19 protein-coding genes and 1 pseudogene are annotated in these 19,756 nt (G+C 74.8%); 12 read left to right on the forward strand and 8 right to left on the reverse strand.

Annotated features, from left to right (window positions below):
• Positions 1-130 precede the first annotated feature (130 nt).
• The 5 genes from BGP03_RS02355 (at position 131) to BGP03_RS02375 (ending at position 4,725) form a co-directional block, all read left to right on the forward strand.
• A complete protein-coding gene (locus tag BGP03_RS02355) occupies positions 131-1,216 on the forward strand; it encodes a DICT sensory domain-containing protein (protein WP_298799679.1) in 1,086 nt (361 codons plus the stop codon).
• A 69-nt stretch (positions 1,217-1,285) separates the two neighbouring features.
• A complete protein-coding gene (locus BGP03_RS02360; protein ID WP_298799678.1) occupies positions 1,286-2,215 on the forward strand; it encodes an ABC transporter ATP-binding protein in 930 nt (309 codons plus the stop codon).
• Complete coding sequence (locus BGP03_RS02365; RefSeq protein ID WP_296370709.1) at positions 2,212-2,982, forward strand: ABC transporter permease; 771 nt, start codon at positions 2,212-2,214, stop codon at positions 2,980-2,982. Before BGP03_RS02360 ends, BGP03_RS02365 begins: the two co-directional genes overlap by 4 nt.
• Complete coding sequence (locus tag BGP03_RS02370) at positions 2,979-4,064, forward strand: sensor histidine kinase (RefSeq protein ID WP_298799677.1); 1,086 nt, start codon at positions 2,979-2,981, stop codon at positions 4,062-4,064. Before BGP03_RS02365 ends, BGP03_RS02370 begins: the two co-directional genes overlap by 4 nt.
• 61 nt (positions 4,065-4,125) lie before the next feature.
• Entirely contained in the window at positions 4,126-4,725 is a 600-nt protein-coding gene (locus BGP03_RS02375; RefSeq protein ID WP_298799676.1) for a response regulator transcription factor, read from the forward strand.
• 68 nt (positions 4,726-4,793) lie between these two features.
• Here the strand turns inward: BGP03_RS02375 and BGP03_RS02380 are convergent, their stop codons facing one another.
• Both BGP03_RS02380 and BGP03_RS02385 read right to left on the reverse strand, forming a co-directional pair.
• The gene (locus BGP03_RS02380; RefSeq protein ID WP_296370712.1) at positions 4,794-6,098 is read right to left on the reverse strand and encodes an LLM class flavin-dependent oxidoreductase; all 1,305 of its coding nucleotides are present in this window, start codon (positions 6,096-6,098) and stop codon (positions 4,794-4,796) included.
• Positions 6,099-6,103: 5 nt separating this feature from the next.
• Positions 6,104-7,189 carry an LLM class flavin-dependent oxidoreductase gene (locus tag BGP03_RS02385; protein WP_298799675.1) on the reverse strand — a complete coding sequence of 362 codons (1,086 nt, stop codon included), beginning with the start codon at positions 7,187-7,189 and terminating at the stop codon, positions 6,104-6,106.
• Between the two features lie 60 nt (positions 7,190-7,249).
• On the opposite strand from BGP03_RS02385, the gene BGP03_RS02390 reads away from it, so the two are divergent.
• Complete coding sequence (locus BGP03_RS02390) at positions 7,250-8,431, forward strand: alpha/beta hydrolase-fold protein (RefSeq protein ID WP_298799674.1); 1,182 nt, start codon at positions 7,250-7,252, stop codon at positions 8,429-8,431.
• Here BGP03_RS02390 and BGP03_RS02395 read toward each other — a convergent pair.
• Genes BGP03_RS02395 through pcaB form a run of 3 tightly spaced genes read right to left on the reverse strand, consistent with a single transcriptional unit; the run spans position 8,421 to position 10,728 of the window.
• Positions 8,421-8,837, reverse strand: a complete 417-nt coding sequence (locus tag BGP03_RS02395) for a nuclear transport factor 2 family protein (RefSeq protein WP_296370715.1) — start codon at positions 8,835-8,837, stop codon at positions 8,421-8,423. The genes BGP03_RS02390 and BGP03_RS02395 overlap by 11 nt on opposite strands.
• Positions 8,834-9,607 carry an IclR family transcriptional regulator C-terminal domain-containing protein gene (locus BGP03_RS02400; RefSeq protein WP_298799673.1) on the reverse strand — a complete coding sequence of 258 codons (774 nt, stop codon included), beginning with the start codon at positions 9,605-9,607 and terminating at the stop codon, positions 8,834-8,836. The genes BGP03_RS02395 and BGP03_RS02400 overlap by 4 nt, the downstream gene beginning before the upstream one ends.
• A complete protein-coding gene (pcaB, locus tag BGP03_RS02405; RefSeq protein ID WP_298799671.1) occupies positions 9,604-10,728 on the reverse strand; it encodes a 3-carboxy-cis,cis-muconate cycloisomerase in 1,125 nt (374 codons plus the stop codon). The genes BGP03_RS02400 and pcaB overlap by 4 nt, the downstream gene beginning before the upstream one ends.
• A 78-nt stretch (positions 10,729-10,806) precedes the next feature.
• Here pcaB and BGP03_RS02410 point away from each other — a divergent pair.
• Both BGP03_RS02410 and BGP03_RS02415 read left to right on the forward strand, forming a co-directional pair.
• Positions 10,807-11,564, forward strand: a pseudogene (locus tag BGP03_RS02410) (CoA transferase subunit A).
• Positions 11,561-12,193, forward strand: a complete 633-nt coding sequence (locus BGP03_RS02415; protein ID WP_296370718.1) for a CoA transferase subunit B — start codon at positions 11,561-11,563, stop codon at positions 12,191-12,193. Before BGP03_RS02410 ends, BGP03_RS02415 begins: the two are co-directional and overlap by 4 nt.
• A gap of 36 nt (positions 12,194-12,229) precedes the next feature.
• On the opposite strand, the gene BGP03_RS02420 is transcribed toward BGP03_RS02415, so the two are convergent.
• Both BGP03_RS02420 and BGP03_RS02425 read right to left on the reverse strand, forming a co-directional pair.
• On the reverse strand, positions 12,230-13,420 hold the full coding sequence (locus BGP03_RS02420) for a cytochrome P450 (protein ID WP_296370719.1): 1,191 nt from the start codon (positions 13,418-13,420) through the stop codon (positions 12,230-12,232).
• Positions 13,421-13,460: 40 nt separating this feature from the next.
• Positions 13,461-14,585 carry an FAD-dependent oxidoreductase gene (locus BGP03_RS02425; protein WP_298799670.1) on the reverse strand — a complete coding sequence of 375 codons (1,125 nt, stop codon included), beginning with the start codon at positions 14,583-14,585 and terminating at the stop codon, positions 13,461-13,463.
• A 176-nt stretch (positions 14,586-14,761) separates the two neighbouring features.
• On the opposite strand from BGP03_RS02425, the gene BGP03_RS02430 reads away from it, so the two are divergent.
• The 4 genes from BGP03_RS02430 to BGP03_RS02445 all read left to right on the forward strand — a co-directional run bounded on the left by BGP03_RS02430 (position 14,762) and on the right by BGP03_RS02445 (position 17,845).
• Entirely contained in the window at positions 14,762-14,899 is a 138-nt protein-coding gene (locus BGP03_RS02430) for a hypothetical protein (RefSeq protein ID WP_296370721.1), read from the forward strand.
• Positions 14,900-14,981: 82 nt separating this feature from the next.
• Entirely contained in the window at positions 14,982-15,662 is a 681-nt protein-coding gene (locus BGP03_RS02435; protein WP_298799669.1) for a 4'-phosphopantetheinyl transferase superfamily protein, read from the forward strand.
• 31 nt (positions 15,663-15,693) lie between these two features.
• Positions 15,694-17,025 (forward strand): DNA polymerase IV, encoded by a 1,332-nt coding sequence (locus tag BGP03_RS02440; RefSeq protein WP_296370723.1) that lies wholly within the window; start codon positions 15,694-15,696, stop codon positions 17,023-17,025.
• A gap of 52 nt (positions 17,026-17,077) precedes the next feature.
• Positions 17,078-17,845 carry an endonuclease/exonuclease/phosphatase family protein gene (locus tag BGP03_RS02445; RefSeq protein ID WP_298799668.1) on the forward strand — a complete coding sequence of 256 codons (768 nt, stop codon included), beginning with the start codon at positions 17,078-17,080 and terminating at the stop codon, positions 17,843-17,845.
• A gap of 116 nt (positions 17,846-17,961) precedes the next feature.
• Here BGP03_RS02445 and cobT read toward each other — a convergent pair whose 3' ends face one another.
• A complete protein-coding gene (gene cobT / locus BGP03_RS02450; protein ID WP_298799667.1) occupies positions 17,962-19,665 on the reverse strand; it encodes a nicotinate-nucleotide--dimethylbenzimidazole phosphoribosyltransferase in 1,704 nt (567 codons plus the stop codon).
• Positions 19,666-19,756 lie beyond the last annotated feature (91 nt).

Genomic DNA, 19,756 nt, shown 5'->3' on the forward strand with positions numbered 1-19,756 from the left:
TGCGCTGGACGCCACCCTGCGCCCCCCGAACAGACCAGCACGTCGTGACCGTGGGTGACCCGTTGCGGCAGGTCAGGCCGCCAGCTCGTCCGAATGATGCGCCCGTCCGGTACCGATACTGTGCCGCGCCATGACCCACGAGGGCGAGACGCTGTTCGGCAAGCGGGTTCTGGTCGAGATCTCGCACGCCATCGAGAGGTTCGCCCTCGCCGCCGTGCCGTCCGGCTCGACGACCACCGACCCGATGATCGTCATCGCGATGTTCCAGAAGCTGTCGTACTTCCAGCGGGAGACCGACGTCTACCGCGAGATCGCGGCCTCCGGGGCCGTCACGCTGGTCGGCCTGGTCGAGGACTTCCCGCCCCAGCTGCCCGCCGGCGTCCGCCACACGCTGCTCGACATCGACGACCCCCTGGCCCGGGAGTGGAGCGTCACCGTGCTCAGCCCCCGCGGCGGCGCCACGCTCGTCGCGGTCGACCAGGAGAGGATCACCTCGCACGCCCGCACCATCGAGGAGGGCCGCCGGTTCCGGGGGCACTGGTCGTTCCGCCGCGAGGACGCCTACCGCGAGATCCTGCGGCTGAGGTCGGCACTGCGGCTGCCGCCCGGCACGGTCGAGGAGATCGACCACGTCCTGCGGGCCGTGCTCGACGTGCCCGAGCCCGTCGAGCAGGACTGGTGGGAGGTGCCGCTGCGGTTCCTCACCGAACGGATGGACCTCGCCGACCGACGTCGGGCCGCCGCCCGGGCCGCCCTGGACGCCGCCACCGACGACGCCGCGATGCGCGACCGGCGCACCGGCGTCTACACCGCGAAGTTCCTGGAGCGCTGGACCTCCGGTCTCGGCGCCGGCACGCTCCCGATCGGGCTGGTGCTGCTACGCGTGTTCGGGGTGGCGCAGCTGCGCTCGCAGTACGGGCTGCGCGCCGAGCTGGCCGCGATCGCCGGGGTGACCCAGTGCGTGCAGGACCTGCTCTCCCCCACCGACCGGCTGATCCGGATCGGGCGCGAGGACTTCCTCGTGGTGCTGCCCTCGTGGTCGACCGACGACGTGCTGCGCCTGTGCGACGACGTGTGCGACCGCGTGGCCCGGCTCGACCAGGTCTACCCGTTCGTCGCCCTGCCCGCGGCCGCCGCCGTCACCGTCACCCGGGAACGGCCGCTGCCGCTGGCCCGGCTCGCCCGCGAGGTCGAGAACCAGTTCCAACCGGCATGACACAAGTCAGGTGCCGGCCCTGACGGCCACCACTGCCCGTCCCGTGCCCGTTCCGGCAGGGTTCTCCGCATGGACGAGGTACCTGACGAGGTGTTGCGGGTCGCGGGGGTCTCCCACCGCTACAGGCACGTGGACGCGCTCGTCGGCGTCGAGCTGGACGTCACGCCCGGGGAGTGCCTGGCGCTGCTCGGGCCCAACGGCGCCGGCAAGACGACGCTGATCGGGCTGGCCACCGGGCTGCTGGCCGTGCAGTCCGGCGAGGTCCGGGTGTGCGGGCGGGACCCGCGGAAGGCCGTGACGCGGCGGCACCTCGGGGTGGTGCAGCAGTCGATGGGCTTCCCCCGCACCGAGCGGGTCGCCGAGCTGGTGCGGGGGGCGGCGGTGCGGGCCGGGCGGCCCGCCTCCGCGGCGGGCCCGGTGCTCACCGAGGTGGGCATCACCGACCTGGCCCGGCGGCGCGCGGGGAAGCTCTCGGGCGGCCAGCAGCAGCGGGTGGCCCTGGCGATGGCGCTGGTCGGCGACCCCGACCTGCTGCTGCTCGACGAGCCGACCGTCGGCCTCGACATCACCGCACGGCGTGCCTTCTGGCAGACGATCGCCGCCCGCCGCGACGCCGGCGTCGGGATCGTGCTGACCACCCACATCGTCGAGGAGGCCGCCGCGGTGGCCGACCGCGTCGTGGTGCTGCACGGCGGCCGGGTGGTGGCCGCCGACACCCCGGCCGGGCTCAGCGCGCTGCTGCCCGACCGCACGATCACCGCCCGCACCGGGCTCGACGACGCGGCGCTGCGGGCCCTCCCGGCGGTGCTGTCGGTGCAGCGTGACGACGGCGGGGACGGCAACCGCGTCCGGGTCACCTCCAACGCGCCGGAGACGGTGCTGCGCACCTGGCTCGCCGACGACCCGGCGCTGGCGGACCTGCGCGTCGAGGGCGCCGGGCTGGAGCAGGCGCTGATCGCGCTGACCGGGAACGACGAGAAGATCGGGGTGACGGCATGAGCACGGCCGTGGTGGACGGGAAGGTGCTGGGCGGAGGGGTTCTGGGCGTCGAGGTCGCCGAGGGACTGCGCGCGATCCTGCGGGAGCCGACCGCGCTGTTCTTCACCGTCCTGTTCCCGGTGGGGATGTTCGCGCTGTTCGCCTCGCTGTTCGGCAACCGGCCCGGCCCGGCCGGCATCCCCTACGCCGCGACGATGGTGGCCACCTACGGCACCTACGGCGTGGTCTCGGTGATGCTGACCAACCCCGGCATCCGCACCGCGGAGGACCGGACCACCGGCTGGCTGCGGGTGAAGAAGGTCTCCGGCGCGCCGGTCGGGGCGACGGTCGCCGCGAAGGTGATCAGCGCTCTGCCCTACGCCGTGCTGGTGGTGCTCGCGCTGGCGGCGGTGTCGCTCGCGGTGGTCGGGCCGGTGCTCGGGATCGGCACGGCACTGCGGCTCACCGCGGTGCTGCTGCTCGGCTCACTGCCGTTCGCGCTGCTCAGCCTGGCCATCGGGTTCGTGGCCTCGCCGAACGCGACGGCCGCGATCCTCAGCGCCGTGCTGTTCCCGATGGTGATCGCCTCGGGACTGTGGTTCCCGCCGGAGATGCTGCCGCCGTTCGTCGACGGCATCGCGCCGGTACTTCCGACCTACCAGCTGGCCCAGGTGGCGCTCGGCCAGCTGACCGGCGCGGACGTGACGGGCAATGGGCTGGTCCTGCTGCTCATGACCGCTGTCGCGGGGGCTCTCGCGGGGTGGGCCTACCGTAATCTGCGGGTGTGAGCGGCGTGACCGACGGCGGGGAGCGGCCCACCCGACGGTGGTCCGCTCCGACGCTGTGGAACCTGGCCTGGCTGCTCAACCTGCTCTACCAGCCGCTGCTCGATTCCCGGAACCCGCTGTTGCAGTGGGCGGTGGTCGTCGGGGTGGTCGCGGTGTTCCTCCCGATCTACCTCGGTGCCACCGGCGGCTCCGAGCGGCTGCGGCCGCTCGCACCGGTGCTGTTCGCCGGGCTGGCGGTGGTCGCCCTGCCGTTCAACGCGGGGGCGAGCGTCCTGCTCGTCTACGCCGCGGCCATCGTCGGGGCCGACCGCAGCCGGGTCGTCGCGATCCGGTGGTTCTCCGGGATGTCGGCGCTCCTGCTCCTCGCCGCGGTGGTCGCCGCCGTCCGGCAGCCGTGGGAGCTGCTGGCGCTCGGCCCGTCGCTGGTGCTGGTGTGGGCCATCGGGCTGATCACGGCGGAGGGGTCCGCCCGCGACCGCGCCGACCGCTTCCGCAACGCGCAGGTCGAGCACCTGGCCACGCTGTCGGAGCGTGAGCGGATCTCCCGGGACCTGCACGACCTGCTCGGCCAGACCCTCACCGGCATCGTCGTGCGCGCCCAGCTCGCGCAGCGGCTGGCCCGCGCGGACGTCGACGCCGGCGTCGCGGAGATGGCGGAGGTCGAGCGCGCCGCCCGCGCCGCGCTGGGCGAGGTGCGCGCCACCGTCTCCGGATGGCGGCACGTCGACCTCGACCACGAGATCGGCGTGGCCCGCGACGCCCTGACCGCGGCCGGGGTGGACCTGACGGTGGTCCGCGACCCCGGCCTGACGCTCACCCCGTCCACCGAGACGGCGCTCGGGCTCGCACTGCGCGAGTCGGTCACCAACGTGGTGCGCCACGCCCGCGCCACCCGCTGCGCCGTCGCGCTCCGCCGCGTCGGGGAGCGGGTGGTCCTGGAGGTCAGCGACGACGGGGTGGGCGGCGAGCTGCGCGACGGCAACGGCCTCACGGGCATGCGGGAACGGATCGCAGCGCTGGGCGGGGACGTCGACCGGCGGATCGGCGGCGGCACGTCGCTGACGGTGGCGATACCGGTATGACCACGCCGACCACCGCCACGGCTCCCATCCCGGCCGCGCCACCGGCCGAGGAGAGCTCGGTATGACCATAAGGCTCGTGCTGGCCGAGGACCAGGCGATGGTGCTCGGGGCGTTCGCGCAGCTGCTGGCCCTGGAACCCGATCTGGAGGTGGCCGCCACCGCCGTCGACGGTCCGGCGGCACTGGCCGCCGTGCGGGAGCACGATCCGGACGTGCTGGTCACCGACGTGGAGATGCCCGGCATGACCGGCCTGGACGTGGCCGCCGCGCTGCAGGGCGGACGCACCCGGGTGGTGATCGTGACGACGTTCGCGCGCTCGGGCTACCTGCGCAGGGCCCTGGAGTCCGGGGTGTCGGGCTACGTGCTCAAGGACGCCCCCGTCGACCAGCTCGTGGACACCGTCCGCCGGGTGCACGCCGGCCAGCGCGTGGTGGACCCGGCGTTGGCCGTCGCGGCGTGGGACGGGGCCGATCCCCTGACCGACCGCGAACGCGACGTCCTGCGCCTCGCCGCCGACGGCCTGCCCAACGGCGAGATCGCCACCCGCCTGTTCCTGGCCGAGGGCACCGTCCGCAACTACCTGTCCACGGCCATCACCAAGCTCGGCGTCCGCAACCGCATCGAGGCCGCCCACGTAGCCCGCGACCGCGGCTGGCTGTAGCACGGGGCGGCTCCGCCGCCCCGTGCGCGGATATCAGGGTCCTGACCCTGATATCCGCGCACGACCCCTCAGCCGGTGGCGCGGGTCTCGTGGGCCACCTCGGGGCGGGCCAGACCCAGGTGGTCGCGGAGGGTGGGGCCGGTGTACTCCGTGCGGTAGCTGCCCAGGTCCTGCAGCTCCGGGATCACCTTCTCCACGAACTCGTCCAGCCCGCCGGGCACCAGGTGCGGCACCAGGATGAAGCCGTCGCTGGCGTCGCCCTGCACGTAGGCGTCCATCTGCCGCGCCACCTGTTTCGGCGTGCCGACGAACGACTGCCGCGCGGTGGTCTCGACGATCAGCTCGCGGATCGACAGGCCGCCCTTGGCCTCGGCCAGCTCCCGCCAGGAGTTCGCGACGGCCATCGGGTCCTTCTCGTGCCGGACGCGTCCGCGGGTGATCTCCGCACCCGGGTCGGGGTCGATGTCGGGCAGCGGGCCGTCGGGGTCGTAGGCGGAGAGGTCACGACCCCAGACCTGCTCGAGGAACGCGATGGCCGTCTGCGGGCTGACCTGTGCCGTGCGGATGCGGTGCCCGTTCTCCTGGGCCTCCGCCTCGGTGTCGCCCAGCGCGAACGTGGTGGCCGGCAGGATCGAGAGGTCCTCGCGGCGACGGCCGTACTTCGGCATGCGGCCCTTGAGGTCGGCGTAGAACGCCTGCCCGGACTCCAGCGTGCCGTGCCGGGAGAAGATCGCGTCGGCGGTCTTGGCGCCGAACTCGCGGCCGGCGTCGGAGTCGCCGGACTGGATGAGCACCGGGTGCCCCTGGGGTGTCGACGGGAGCGTGAGACGTCCGGAGAACGAGAACTGCTCGCCGCGGTGCTCCACCGGCTGGCGGTCGCTGAGCCACAGCTCGCGGGCCGCATCGAGGATCTCCTGCGCGCGGTCGTAGCGCTGCTCGGGCTTCAGGAACCCGCCGCGCCGGAAGTTCTCGCCGGTGAACGCGTCGGAGCTGGTGACGAGGTTCCAGGCCGCGCGGCCGCCGGAGAGGTGGTCGAGCGAGGCGAACTGTCGCGCCAGCTCGTAGGGCTCGTTGAACGTGGTGTTGATCGTGCCGCCGAGGCCGAGGTGGGTGGTGACCGCGGCGATCGCGTTCAGGACCGTGAGCGTGTCCGGGCGTCCGACGACGTCGAGGTCGTGGATCTTCCCGCGGTGCTCGCGCAGCCGCAGGCCCTCGGCGAGGAACAGGAAGTCGAACAGCCCGCGCTCGGCGGTCTGCGCGAAGTGCACGAACGAGCCGAAGTCGGTCTGGCTGCCGGCCTGCGGGTCGCTCCAGACGGTGGTGTTGTTGACGCCCGGGAAGTGGGCGGCGAGGTGGATCTGCTTCGTGGCCATGTGGTTCAGACCCCGCTGATCGTCGTGGCTGTGAAGAAGTTGGCCGGGCGGGCGAGGCCGAAGCGCTCGCGCAGCGTGAACCCCGGCGGCATCGTCGTGCGCAGCTCGCGGTCCACGAGGGCCGGAGCGACCTCGTCGGCGATGGGGTGGAGCCCGCCGGGCAGCACGAGCGGCACCAGCGTGACGCCGTCGGCCGCCCCACCCCGCACGGCCTCCTCGATCACGTCCACGAGCGCGGTGGCGGAACCGGCCACCCGCAGCGACGACGGCTCCAGCGGGCCCAGCGCGTCGAGCTCCCGGGCGGCGTCGGCGCCCAGGTGCGTCTCGATGTCGAGCAGGACCGCGACGCTCTCCGGATCCCGACCGGCGGCGGCGACGGCGGCGCGCACCCGGTCGCGAGCCGCGTGCGCGGCGGCCAGGTCCGGCGCAGCCACGCGCACGACGTCGGCCCACGCCGCGATGACCGGCAGCGAGTCGGGCTCCTCCCGGACCACGACGAGCGGGTGCGCCTGGGGGCTGCGCGGCGTGATCGACGGACCCTTGACGGAGAAGAACTCGCCGGTGAAGTCGATGTAGTGCAGCTTGTCGCGGTCGATGTAGCGGCCGGTGGCGGCGTCGCGGATGACGGCGTCGTCCTCCCACGAGTCCCACAGCCGCACCACCACCTCGGCGGCCTCGGCGGCCTCCCGCCACAGGTCGGCGGCGGGCGCGGCGGCCTTGCGCCCGAACAGCTCCGCCTCCGCGGCGGTGCGCGACACCGCGACCTCCCAGCCCGCCCGCCCCGACGAGACCAGGTCGAGCGTGGCGATCGCCTTGGAGATGTGGAACGGCTCGGTGTGGGTGACCGTGACGGTGGGGACCAGCCCGATCTCCGGCACGACCGGCGCCACCCGGGCGGCGATCGCGACGGCGTCGAGCGTGGGGCCCTCCTGCCCGGCGAACGAGTCGCCCAGGGCCAGGAAGTCCACCCCCGCCCGCGCGGCCGTCGCGGCCAGCTCGACATGGTAGCCGGGGGTCAACACCGGCCCGGCCCGTCGCCATGCACCGGGATGCCGACCGGCCCCGGACACCTCCACCGCCAGGTACGCCATGTCCTGTCCGAACCGACCCGCGCCGCGCCCCATTCCCACCCGACCCGGATCATTGGCCCCGTGCTCGACTGGTCGCTGCTGCACGGGGCGTTCCCCGTGGTCGCCGGCGTGGCCGGGGCGCTCGCCCTGGTCGCGCTGCTGTGGCCGCGCGGGCGGGCCCGGCGCTGGTGGCTGCGGTCGGTGCCGCTGGCGCTGGCGGCCGCGGTGCTGGCGGCCGCGCTGGTGGCCGCGGTCTTCCGGACGGTGCTCGCCGAGCCGCTCCCGCGCACCGTCACGGCCTGGTCCGCGGGCGCGCTGGCCGGGATCACGCTCGCCGTGGCCGCCGGCCGGGCCGGGGCCCGGTGGCTGCCGGTGAGCGCGGCGGCGCTCGTGGTGGCACTGTCCGCGGCGTCGGGGGTCAACCGCTACTACGGCGAGGTGCCGACCGTCCGCACGGCACTCGGCCTGGGCTACGCCGACGAGCTCGAGACGGTGCCCGCGCGGACGGCACAGCTCGTCACCCCGCCCGACTGGACCCCGCCGCCCGGCATGCCCGCCACCGGACGCGTCGTCGACGTGGACATCCCCGGCCTCGTCTCCGGTTTCGACGCCCGGCCCGGCTGGGTCTACCTGCCCCCGGCCTACCTCGGATCCGTCCGCGCCGAGCTGCCCGTGCTGGTGCTGCTGGCCGGCCAGCCCGGTGGCCCCAGCGACTGGCTCGACGGCGGGCAGCTCGCCACCCGCATGGACCGCTACGCCGCCGCGCACCGGGGCCTCGCCCCCGTCGTCGTCATGCCCGACGACCTGGGTTCGGAGCTCGCCGACCCGCAGTGCCTGGACCCGGCGCCGGCCGCCGCGGCCACCTACCTGTCCGTCGACGTGCCGAACTGGATCAGCCACCACCTGCAGGTCGGGGCGGGCCGTGCGGTGGGCGGGCTGTCCTACGGCGGCACGTGCGCGGTGCAGCTCGCGCTGACCGCACCGTCGGTCTACCCGACGTTCGTCGACATCTCCGGCGAGACCGCCCCCGCACTGGGCCTGCTCGCCACCCGCCACTACCCCGCGACGGCGGGGGCGATCGTCGTGGGCGCGCAGGACCGCGAGTTCCGGCCCGACGCCGAGACGGTACTGGCCGCGCTGCGCTCCGCGAACGTGCCGGTGACCTTCACGGAGATGCCCGGCTCGCACACCTGGGGTGTGTGGGGGCCGGGGCTGGAGGCCACCCTGCCGTGGCTCGGAACGCGGCTGGGGCTCACCCGCTGACCGAGTAGCCCCGCCCGGCGTAGGGGAACCCGTCGAGCTCGGTGGTCTCCGGACGCTGCTGGTAGTAGGAGCGGATCTCGCTGATCAGTCCGTCGGTCGAGAACGTGAACCACTCCGCGCCGCGGGTGGCCACCCGCGCCCCGTCGGCGGTCCAGTACATCGTCCACTCGATGACGGCCTCGCCGTCACCGGCCAGGCAGTGGTCCACCACCCAGCGGGCGTCGATCATCGCCTGGACCTTGCGCCAGTACCGGGCCAGGTGCTCGCCCCCGCGCACGGCCGCGGAGCCGGGGTTGGGGGCGAGGAACCAGTGGACGACGTCGGCGTCGAGGGTGCTGACCATGAGCTCGACGTCGCCCGTGGAGCAGCCGTCGTAGTAGCGGGTGATGGTGTCGAGGGCCGTCATGACCCGATTCTGCCCAGGTCGGCCTCGATCGCCGCGGCGCAGACCCGCAGATCGGGGAGCACGTCGTGCACCAGGTCGACCGAACCCGCCCGGCTGCTGACGTTGGCGGCCGCGACGACCGCACCGGCCGCGTCGCGGATCGGGACGGCGATCGAGCGCAGCCCCAGCTCCAGCTCCTCGTCGACGACGCAGAAACCGTTGTCGCGCACCGCGTCCAGCTCCCGGTCGAGCACCGCCGGGTCGGTGACGGTGCGGTCGGTGAGCGCGCGCAGCTCCACCGTGGGCCGGGGCGACTGCGCCGCCAGCAGCACCCGGCCCATCGACGTGGCGTGGGCCGGGAACCGGGTGCCGATCGTGATGGCGAGCGTCATGATCCGCGAGGTCGGCACGCGGGCGACGTAGACGACGTCGGCGCCGTCGAGCACCGACACGGACGCCGACTCGTGCACCCGCTCCACCAGCGCCTCCAGGTGCGGGGCGGCGATCTCGGGCAGCGACAGGCTCGACAGGTAGGCGAACCCCAGCTCCAGCACGCGCGGGGTGAGCGTGAACAACCTGCCGTCGGTGCGGACGTAGCCCAGCTCGACCAGCGTGAGCAGGAACCGGCGCGCCGCGGCGCGGGTGAGCCCGGTGCGGCGGGCCACATCGCTCAGGCTGAGAGCGGGCGCGTCGGCGTCGAAGGCGCGGATGACGGCCAGCCCCCGTGCGAGCGACTGGACGTACACCCCCTGTGCGCGGGTATCGGTGCCCTGGCCCTGATTTCCGCTCACGAGCGTTCGGCCAGCAGCCGGTCCACCAGCTCCCCCGCGTGGCCGGCACCGGTGTCCGCGCTGGTCAGCGCGAGGTTGGCCGCCATCCGGTCCGGGTGCACGCCGAGCCCTTCCAGCGACGTCCGCAGCCGGGACGCCGCCCCGCCCGTCGCGCGCAGGAGGTCGTCGAGGGTCTGCCACTCGGTGTGCCAGGCCCCGGCCGCGCGCTGGTGCTCGTGGTCGGCGGCGGCCAGCAGCACCGCGGCCAGGCCGGGTGCCCGGCGGGCGGCGGCCCGGGCCGTGACCGCGGCGATGGGGTTGCGCTTGTGCGGCATCGACGACGAGTCGCCCGGCGCCGCCTCCGACACCTCGCCGGTCTCGGTACCGGCCAGCAGCACGACGTCGGTGGCCGGTTTCGCACACGCCCCCGCCGCGACGGCCAGCACGCCGGCGAGCTCCCCGACCCGCGTGCGCTCGGTGTGCCACGGCGCGGCGTCGGCGAGGCGCAGGTCGCGGGCCAGCGACGCGGCGACGGCCGGGCCGTGCGGGTGCAGCGCGGCGAGGGTGCCGGCGGCCCCGCCGAGCTGGACGGGCAGCGTGGCCAGCACCCGGGCCAGCGCGGTGCGGGCGCGGTCCAGCCCCGTGCACCAGCCGGCGGCCACCAGCCCGAACGTCGTCGGCAGCGCCTGCTGGCCCAGCGTCCGCGCGATCATCGGGGTGTCGCGGTGGGCCGCGGCGAGGCGGGCGGCGGCGTCGGCGGCGCCGCGGAGGTCGTCGAGCAGGATCTCCCCCGCCCACCCGACGAGCAGCGCGGCGGCGGTGTCCATGACGTCCTGGCTGGTGGCGCCCGGGTGCACCGACGGCCCGACCTCGGGCCCGACGGCCGCGCGCAGCAGCCGCACCAGCGGGATCACCGGGTTGCCACCCTCGACCGCGGCGCGCCCCAGTTCCGCCACGTCGACGTCCAGCGTCGAGGCCGCCGAGGCGATGGCGCTCGCGTGCCCGGCCGGGATCACCCCGTGCTCGGCGGCGGCCTGCGCCAGAGTCACCTCGACGGCCACGAGCGCCGCCACCCAGGACGCGTCGTCGAGCCGGGCCGCGACGCGATCGGCACCGAACAGGGGGTCGAAGAGCGCACTCATGGTGGCGAACCCTACACGGTTGTTCGCTGTGCGAACGCTTGTGCGTCCACCGAACGGAATCGTAGGGTGGGTCCCGTGATGGACAAGGTGGTCGCATCGGCGGCCGAAGCGGTGGCCGACATCGCGGACGGATCGTCGCTCGCGGTCGGCGGGTTCGGGATGTCCGGGGTGCCCGCGGTGCTGATCGCGGCGCTCATCGAGCAGGGGGCCACCGACCTCGAGACGGTGAGCAACAACCTCGGCATCGACGGTTACGGGCTGGGCAACCTGCTCGCCGCGGGCCGGATCCGGCGCACCATCGGCTCGTACGTCGGCAACAACAAGGAGTTCGCGCGCCAGTACCTGGCCGGCGAGCTGGAGCTGGAGCTCACCCCGCAGGGCACGCTGGCCGAGCGGCTGCGCGCGGGCGGCGCGGGCGTGCCGGCGTTCTTCACCCCCGCCGGCGTCGGCACGATGGTGGCCGACGGCGGCCTGCCGTGGCGCTATCACCCCGACGGCACGGTGGCCGTCGCGTCGCCGCCGAAGGAGACGCGCGAGTTCGACGGCGTCACCTACGTGCTGGAACGCTCGATCGTCACCGATTTCGCGCTCGTGCACGCCTGGAAGGGCGACCGGCACGGCAACCTCGTCTACCGCCGCAGCTCGCCAACTTCAGCCCCAACTGCGCCGCGGCCGGGCGGATCACCATCGCCGAGGTGGAGCACCTCGTGGAGCCCGGCGAGATCGACCCCGACGCCGTGCACACCCCCGGAATCCACGTCCAGCGGGTGGTACACGTGCCGGACGCCGAGAAGCCCGTGGAAATCAGAACAGTGAGCAGGACGGTGCGATCGTGAGCCTGACCCGTGACGAGCTGGCCGCCCGCGTGGCCGCCGAGCTCCCCGACGGCTCCTACGTCAACCTCGGCATCGGCATGCCCACGCTGGTGCCCGGCCACATCCCGGCCGACCGCACGGTGGTGCTGCACTCCGAGAACGGCATCCTCGGCGTCGGGCCGTACCCCACCGAGGACGAGGTGGATCCCGACCTCATCAACGCGGGCAAGGAGACGGTGACGACCCTGCCCGGCGCGAGCTACTTCGACTCCGCCGCGAGCTTCGGCATGATCCGCGGCGGCCACGTCGACGTCGCGGTGCTGGGCGCGATGCAGGTCGACGTCCACGGCGACCTGGCCAACTGGGCCGTCCCGGGGAAGATGATCAAGGGGATGGGCGGCGCGATGGACCTCGTCCACGGCGCCGCGCGGGTGATCGTGATGATGGAGCACACCGCCCGCGACGGCTCCCCCAAGATCGTGGAGAGGTGCACGCTGCCCCTGACGGGCGCCGCCTGCGTCGACCGGATCATCACCGATCTCGCCGTGATCGACGTGACCGACGACGGCCTGGTGCTGGTGGAGACGGCGCCGGGCGTGACGGCGGACGAGGTGCAGGCGGCGACCGGAGCCCCCCTCGTGCGCGGATAACGGTGTTCCCGCACCGATATCCGCGCACGGGCGGCGTCAGCCGCTCGCCGCACCCAGCTCCACCGGCAGGGTCTTGAGGCCGCGGACGAGCGTGCTGCGGCGGTAGATCAGGTCCTCGGCGTCCACGGCCAGGGCCAGATCGGGGCGCCGGGAGAACAGCAGGCCGATGGCCTCCTGCCCCTCGATGCGGGCCAGCTGGGCGCCGAGGCAGTGGTGCAGCCCGTGCCCGAACGCGACGTGGCCGGCGGCCTCGCGGTCGATCTTCAACTCCTCCGGCTCCTCGAACCGCTCGGGGTCACGGTTGGCCGCGGCCAGCGAGAGCAGCACGATCGAGCGCGCCGGGATCGTGACGCCCGAGTACTCGACGTCCTCGGCGGCGAACCGGGCCGGCGTGGTGTGGACGGGTGAGTCCCAGCGCAGGAACTCCTCCACCGCCGACGCCATCAGCTCGGGCTTCTCCTTGACCAGCGCGAGCTGCTCGGGGTGGGTGAGCAGCGCGAGCACGCCGTTGCCGATGAGGTTGACGGTGGTCTCGTGGCCGGCGATCAGCAGGATCATCGCCATCGCGACGAGCTCCTCCTGCGAGAACCGGTCGCCGTCGTCGACCTCCTGGATCAGCGCGCTGATCAGGGCGTCGTCGGGGGTCTCCCGTTTGGTCTCGATCAGGGCCGTCAGGTAGGCGTGCAGCTTGGCGCCCGCCTCCATCGCCTGGTCGCGGGTGGACTCGTCGACCATGACGTTGGACCAGGCCGCGAAGTCGTCGCGGTCCTCGGCGGGCACACCGAGCAGCTCGCAGATCACGTAGACCGGCAGCAGGAACGCGTAGGAGGCCATGATGTCGACGGTGCCGGTGGCGGGCAGGTCGTCGAGCAGCTGCGCGGCGATCTCCTCGACACGGGGGCGCAGCGCCTCCATCCGGCGCAGCGTGAACGAGCGTGAGACGAGCTTGCGCAGCCGGGTGTGGCCGGGCGGGTCCATCAGCAGCATCATCGGGAGGAACTGCCCGGGGGCCGCGGCCCGCTCCTCGGGCGGCAGCGTGTAGCGCCAGTCCTTGCTGAGCCGCTGGTCGGCGAGTGCGGCGCGGACGTCGGCGTGTCGGAACATGATCCACGCCGGGCCGTCGGGCATGTCGACCTTGCGGACCGGTTCGTCGGTGCGCACGGCGTCGTAGGCCGGGTAGGGATCGTTCCAGAATCGGCCGTCGAACAGATCGAGGGTGGCGGTCACCGTTCTCCTTCAGCGCACGAAATCAGATGTAAGCGAAAGCTTACAGTCGGGTCGGAAGTAGCGTCGCCGGATCGAGCGGGATGTCGGGCGGCACCGGTGCCCCCGTCAGGACGGCCGCGGCGAACGCCGACAGGGCGGGCGCGGTCTCGATGCCGGATCCTCCCTGACCGGCGACGAACGCGAAACCCGGGTGGTCGGGCCACTCCCCCACCACCGGACGGCGGTCCGGCACGAAGGAGCGCAGCCCGGCCCAGCTGGTGCGCACCGAGCGCAGGCCCAGCCGCGTGACGGCCTCGACGCGTTCCAGGGCGAGGGCGACGTCGAGCTCGTCGGGCCGCGCGTCGCCGGGTTCGGCGGGTGTCTCGTCCCCGGGGGAGATCAGGAGATCGTCGCCTTCCCCCTTGAAGTAGAACGTGTCGTCGGCCTCGCAGACCATGGGCGACCGGACGGGCCCGCGCAGCCGCGACGGGTCCGGGACGCGCGCCATCGCGATCGTGCGGCGGTAGGGCTGCAGTCCGATCCGCGGCACGCCGGCCATGTCGGCGACGACGTCCGCCCACGCCCCCGCCGCGTCCACGACGAGGGCGGTGTCCACCCTCTCGCCGCCCGCCTCGACGCGCCATCCGTTGCCGCGCTTGGCGATCGCGGTGGTCCGGACCCCGGTGCGGACCGTGCCACCCCGGGCCCGCAGGCCCCGGACGTAGGCCTGGTGCAGCGCGTCGGTGTCGACGTCGGCCGCGCTGCCGGTGCTGGCGGCCGCACGGACGACGCCGGGGGCGAGTGCGCGGCAGCGCCGTTCCGCCTCCGCGCCGCTGATCGGCACGGGCGCACCCGGTTCTCCCGCCCGTTCGGTGAGCACCGCGGCCAGCGACCGTTCCCCCCGGTCGTCGACGGCGACCCACAGCACCTCCCGCGGCAGCAGCAGGGGCGGGGTGCCCAGCTCGGCGGACAGCGCCGCGAAACGCGGACCGCTCGCCGTGGTCAGGACCCGCATCACGTCGGTGCCGTGGCCGGGGATGTACGTCGCCGCGGAGCGGGCCGTGGCGTGCTTCGCCAGCTCGGGCTCGGCCTCCAGCAGCAGCACCGAGCGCGTGGCGGCCAGCTCGCGGGCCACCGAGGCGCCCGCGATGCCACCACCGATCACGACGACGTCCGGGGAGCTCACGGACCGACGGTAATTCGGTGGCGGGCCGGGGGCGAGGCGACCTACGGTTCGTCACATGTTCTTCCTGTGACAGGCCCGGGCATCTCGCCCGCTGCGCCCCCGGTACCCGTATCCGTCGGACCCGTCACCACCAGGAGACACCCGTGCCTGCACCGAACCCGCCCCAGCCTGCCCCCATGAACCGCGCCGAGCGGCGGGGGAAGAAGAAGCCCGACCCCGCAACCGTCAGCTACCGCGGTTCCGGAGGTCCCGCGAGGCCCGCCCGCTCGTCGGCGCAGGGCCGCCGGGTCAACCCGGTACGCCGCACGGGTTGAGCCGATGAACGCCGGTGCCGCCGGCCCCCGCGTCCACGGGGGCCGGCGGCCCTGCGCATCTCGACCGGGGCAGGATGGACGGGTGACGACCCCGTGCCAGGTGTGGTGGGCCGCGCCCGTCGCCCCCGTGGACGCCCCGCACCTGCTCCCCCTCCTCGACGACCACGAGCAGGACCGTCTCCAGCGCTTCCGCCGCCCCGCCGACACCGCCCGCTACCTCGCCGCGCACGCCCTGACGCGCCTGGTGCTCGCCGAGCTGCTCGGGGCGTCGGCGTCCGGACTGGTGTTCGACCGGACGTGCAGGTGCGGGCAGCCGCACGGCAAGCCGACGCTCCCCGGCGGGCCCCACTTCTCCCTCACCCACGCGGGCGAGATCGTCGGGCTCGCCGTGCACGCCGGCGGCCCGGTCGGGCTCGACGTGGAGCAGGTCCGCGCGATGAAGGACCTGCCGTCGATGGCGCGGCACGTGTGCTCCCCCGCCGAGCTCCACGCCGCCGGACCGCCCGCACCGGCGGAGTTCTTCCGGGCGTGGACGCGCAAGGAGGCGCTGCTCAAGGCCACCGGCGAGGGGCTGTCCAGCCCGATGAACGCGATCACCCTCGGCCCGGAGGGAGTCCGCGACTGGACGGGCGGGAGTGCCCCGGCCGACCCGGTGTGGCTGCACGACCTCCGCCCGGCCTCCGACTACCCCGCCGCGGTCGCCGGGCTCGGCCCCGTCGTTCCCGACGTCGTCGAGAACGACGGCGACGCCGTACTCCGCTGAACCTGTCGGTGGTGTCGGCGACAATGCCCGGGTGAGCGCCGCGGCAGCGTCAACGGGGGGGAGGTGGGTCCTGCACCTCGACATGGACGCGTTCTTCGCCTCCGCCGAGCAGCTCACCCGCCCCACCCTGCGCGACCGGCCCGTGCTGGTCGGCGGGCTCGGGCCGCGCAGCGTCGTGGCCGGGGCGAGCTACCAGGCGCGCGTGTTCGGGGCGCGGTCGGCGATGCCGATGGGGCAGGCCCGGCGGCTGTGCCGCGGCGCCACCGTCGTGCCGCCGCGGTTCGTGCTCTACCAGGCGCTGTCCGAGCGGGTGATGGCCGTGCTCGCCGACGCGGCGCCGGTGCTGGAGCCGGTGTCGGTCGACGAGGCGTTCCTGGAGCCGCCGGCGCTGGCCGGGGCCACCGCGGCCGAGGTCGAGGCGTTCGGCGTCGCCTTGCGCGCGGCCGTGCGGGAGGCCACCGGGCTGCCCGCGTCGGTCGGGGCGGGGTCGGGCAAGCAGACCGCGAAGATCGCCTCCGAGCTGGCCAAGCCCGACGGGTTGCGCGTCATCGGCCCGGACTCCGAACGCACGGTGCTCGACCCCCTGCCGGTGCGGTCGCTGTGGGGCGTCGGGCCCGTCGCGGAGGCGACGCTGCACCGCGCCGGCGTGCTCACCATCGGCGCGCTGGCGGCGCTGGAGCTGCGCGAGGCCACGAGCCTGCTCGGCAACGCCATGGGCGGCGAGCTGCACCGGCTGGCCCGCGGCGTCGACGACCGCCCCGTCGCGCCGCGCGGAGCGGCCAAACAGGTCAGCTCCGAGACCACCTTCGACACCGACCTCACCGCCATGTCGGCCGTGCACCACGAGGTCGCGAAGCTGGCGGAGTCGGCGCACCGCAGGCTGGTGGCGTCCGGGCGGGCGGCGCGCACGGTCACCGTCAAGGTGCGCAGCGCCGACTTCGCCACGTTCACGCGCTCCGAGACCGCGGCCTACGCCAGCACCGATCTCGGCACGCTCACCGCGGTGGCGCAGCGGCTCGCGGTGGCCGCGGTGCCCGAGGGCGGGGTGCGGCTGCTCGGGGTGTCGCTGGCCGGGCTGGGCGACGAGCCGCCACCGGCACTGTTCGACACCTCGCTGCCGGCCCCCGTCACCGTGCACGAGGAACCGGAGGCGTCGCCCGAGGTGCCCGACGTCGCGCGCCCGTGGCGCACCGGCGACGACGTGGCCCACGCCGGACACGGCCACGGCTGGGTCCAGGGCGCCGGGCACGGGCGCGTCACCGTCCGGTTCGAGACCCGGAGCACCGGCCCCGGCCGGGCTCGCACCTTCGCCGCCGACGACCCCGCGCTCACCCGCGCCGACGCGCTGGCCAGCCTGGAGTGACCCGCCCGAGGCACGCCGCCGGGGCGGCGGATGCCCGTATAGGGTCATGATCGTGGCGCGCACGGGTCTGAGGGTCGCCACCTGGAACCTGTTGCACGGCCTGGACGTCCGCACCGGCCGCATCAACCTCGCCGGGGTCGCGGCCGACATCGACGCGATGGACGTCGACCTGGTGGCGTTGCAGGAGGTCGACCGGGGACTGCCGCGCACCGGACGCGTCGACCAGGTCGCGGAGCTGGCCACGGCGCTCGGCTGGCACGGCGTGTTCGCCCCGGCCCTGCTCGGCGACCCCCAGCGCGGCTGGACCCCCGGCCCCGGCGCGGGCCCCGACCCGGGCGGCCCGGCCTACGGCGTCGGCCTGATCAGCCGCACCCCGCTGCTGGACGTCGCGCGCTGCGCGCTGCCCGGTGGCGGGCACGGCCGGCGCGGGCCCGAACACGTCGGGCGCGTCCTGCCGGGGTGGGACCGCGAGCCCCGCGCGGTGCTGCGGGCCCGGGTCGGCGAGCTCACCGTGGCCACCACGCACCTGTCGTTCCAGTTCTGGCTCTCGGTCCGCCAGCTACGGGTGGCGCTGGGGTTCGCCGGCCGGGGCCCCGCGCTGCTGCTGGGCGATCTCAACCTGCCCACGCCGGCGCTGCGCGTGGCCCTGGCCCGCTCGGGCTGGAGCCCGTCGCGGGCCGCGTCGACCTACCCGTCGTGGCGGCCGAACATGCAGCTCGACCACGTGGTGCGAAGGAGCGTCGAGGCCTGTGACGTGCGGGTGGGTCCCCGCGGCCCGAGCGACCACCTCCCCGTCAGCGCCGTGGTGGCCTGGGCCTGACCGCGGCCGCGCCGTCCCGGTCCGCCGCTACCCCGCCACATGACCGACGTGTGGCGGTCCGGGAGCCCGCGCACCTCGTGTCGCCCTGTGGGGGGTCGGCGGGTGGTGGGCGGCGGCTAGTTCTTGTCGACGACGCCCGCCGCGTCGAACGTCGCGACGTCGTGCAGCGCACGCGCAGCCGACTGGAGCACCGGGAGCGCCAGCAGCGCGCCGGTGCCCTCGCCGAGCCGCATGCCCAGGTCCAGCAGCGGTTCCAGGCCCAGGTGGGCCAGCGCGAGCCGGTGCCCGGGCTCGGCCGAGCGGTGCCCGGCCACGCACGCACCGACGGCCGCGGGGGCGAACGCGGCGGCCACCAGCGCGGCGGCGCCGGCGTTGACGCCGTCGAGCAGCACCGGGACCCCGGTGGCCGCGGCACCCAGCACGAACCCGGCCAGCGCCGCGTGCTCCAGCCCGCCGAACGCGGCGAGGACGCCGAGCGGGTCGGTCGGGTCCGGGGCGTGGCGTTCCAGCGCGCGGCGCACCACGTCGGTCTTGTGGAGCAGCATCGCGTCGTCCACGCCGGTGCCGCGGCCGGTGGCCTGGGCGGGGTCCGCGCCGGTGAAGGTGCAGATCAGCGCGGCGGCGGCGGTGGTGTTGGCGATGCCCATGTCGCCGGTGACCAGGCAGCGGTTGCCGGCGGCGACGAGGTCGCGGGCGGTCTCGATGCCGACCTCGACGGCCTGCTGCGCCTGCTCGCGGGTGAGCGCGGGCCGGGCCGTCATGTCGGCGGTGCCGTCGGCCACCCGGCGGGGCAGCAGCCCGGGCGCAGCGTCGAGCGGCGCGGCCACGCCCACGTCGACGACGCAGATCTCGGCCCCGAGCTGGCGCGCGAACGCGTTGACCACCGCACCGCCGTCGAGGAAGTTGGCCACCATCTGGGCGGTGACCTCCTGCGGCCAGTGCGTCACCCCCTGCGCGTGCACACCGTGGTCGGCGGCGAACACGGCCACGGCCGCGGGCTCGGGGACCGGCGGCGGGCAGGCCCGCGCGATCCCGGCGAGCGTCACGGTCACGTCCTCGACGCGGCCCAGCGCGCCGTGGGGCATGGTCATGCGGTCGAGGCGGTCGCGGGCGGCCGCGCGCGCGTCGTCGTCGGGGGGTGTGATCGCGGCGAGGGTCCCGGCCAGCAGGTCCGTCGGCTCCTCGCCCGGCAGCGCGCGGTGGCCGAACGTGTCGTGGTGCACGGCCCAGGCCAGCGGGCGGCGGCGGGCCCAGCCGGCGCTGGCCAGCTCGGGCTCGTCGGCGAACCGCTCGACGTGCCCGACGCACAGGTACGCCACCAGCTCCAGGTGCCCCGGCAGCCCCAGCTCGCGGGCCATCGCGCGCTCGTCGCCGAAGCTGACCCAGCCCACGCCGAGTCCCTCGGCGCGCGCGGCGAGCCACAGGTTCTGCACGGCCCCGACGGTGGAGTAGGGCGCCATCGACGGCTGCGTGTGGCGGCCGAGCGTGTGACGGCCGCCGCGGGTGGGGTCGCAGGTGACGGCGATGTTGAGCGGGGTGTCGAGGATGGCCTCCACCTTCAGCTCCCGGAACGCCGCGGCCCGCGCGTGCGGCAGCGAGGCGGCGTAGGCGGCCCGGGCGGCGGCGACGTGGGCGTGCACCCGCTCGCGGATGGCGCGGTCGCGCAGGACGAGGAAGTCCCACGGCTGGGAGAAGCCGACCGACGGGGCGGCGTGGGCCGCCTCGAGCACGCGCCGCAGCACGGCGTCGTCGACGGGGCGCTCGGGCAGGAACCCCGACCGCACGTCCCGCCGCGACTTCACGACGTCGTAGAACTCCACGTCAGGCTTCCTTCCGAGGTCGTGCGCGGAAATCAGTGCTCTGACCCCGATATCCGCGCACGGGCGCTTCAGCGCAGTCAGCGCAGTCAGC

Origin of the sequence: Pseudonocardia sp. 73-21 (assembly GCF_001899645.1) — a bacterium.
GTDB lineage: Bacteria > Actinomycetota > Actinomycetes > Mycobacteriales > Pseudonocardiaceae > Pseudonocardia.

Bases quoted from the DNA above. Each gene is read 5' to 3' on its own strand.
- BGP03_RS02385 (WP_298799675.1), bottom strand. From the start codon at position 7,189: ATGGCGTACCTGGCGGTGGAGGTGTCCGGGGCCGGTCGGCATCCCGGT.
- BGP03_RS02380 (WP_296370712.1), bottom strand. From the start codon at position 6,098: ATGGCCACGAAGCAGATCCACCTCGCCGCCCACTTCCCGGGCGTCAAC.
- BGP03_RS02355 (WP_298799679.1), top strand. From the start codon at position 131: ATGACCCACGAGGGCGAGACGCTGTTCGGCAAGCGGGTTCTGGTCGAG.
- BGP03_RS02430 (WP_296370721.1), top strand. From the start codon at position 14,762: ATGAACCGCGCCGAGCGGCGGGGGAAGAAGAAGCCCGACCCCGCAACC.
- BGP03_RS02360 (WP_298799678.1), top strand. From the start codon at position 1,286: ATGGACGAGGTACCTGACGAGGTGTTGCGGGTCGCGGGGGTCTCCCAC.
- BGP03_RS02365 (WP_296370709.1), top strand. From the start codon at position 2,212: ATGAGCACGGCCGTGGTGGACGGGAAGGTGCTGGGCGGAGGGGTTCTG.
- pcaB (WP_298799671.1), bottom strand. From the start codon at position 10,728: ATGAGTGCGCTCTTCGACCCCCTGTTCGGTGCCGATCGCGTCGCGGCC.
- BGP03_RS02395 (WP_296370715.1), bottom strand. From the start codon at position 8,837: ATGACGGCCCTCGACACCATCACCCGCTACTACGACGGCTGCTCCACG.
- BGP03_RS02375 (WP_298799676.1), top strand. From the start codon at position 4,126: ATGACCATAAGGCTCGTGCTGGCCGAGGACCAGGCGATGGTGCTCGGG.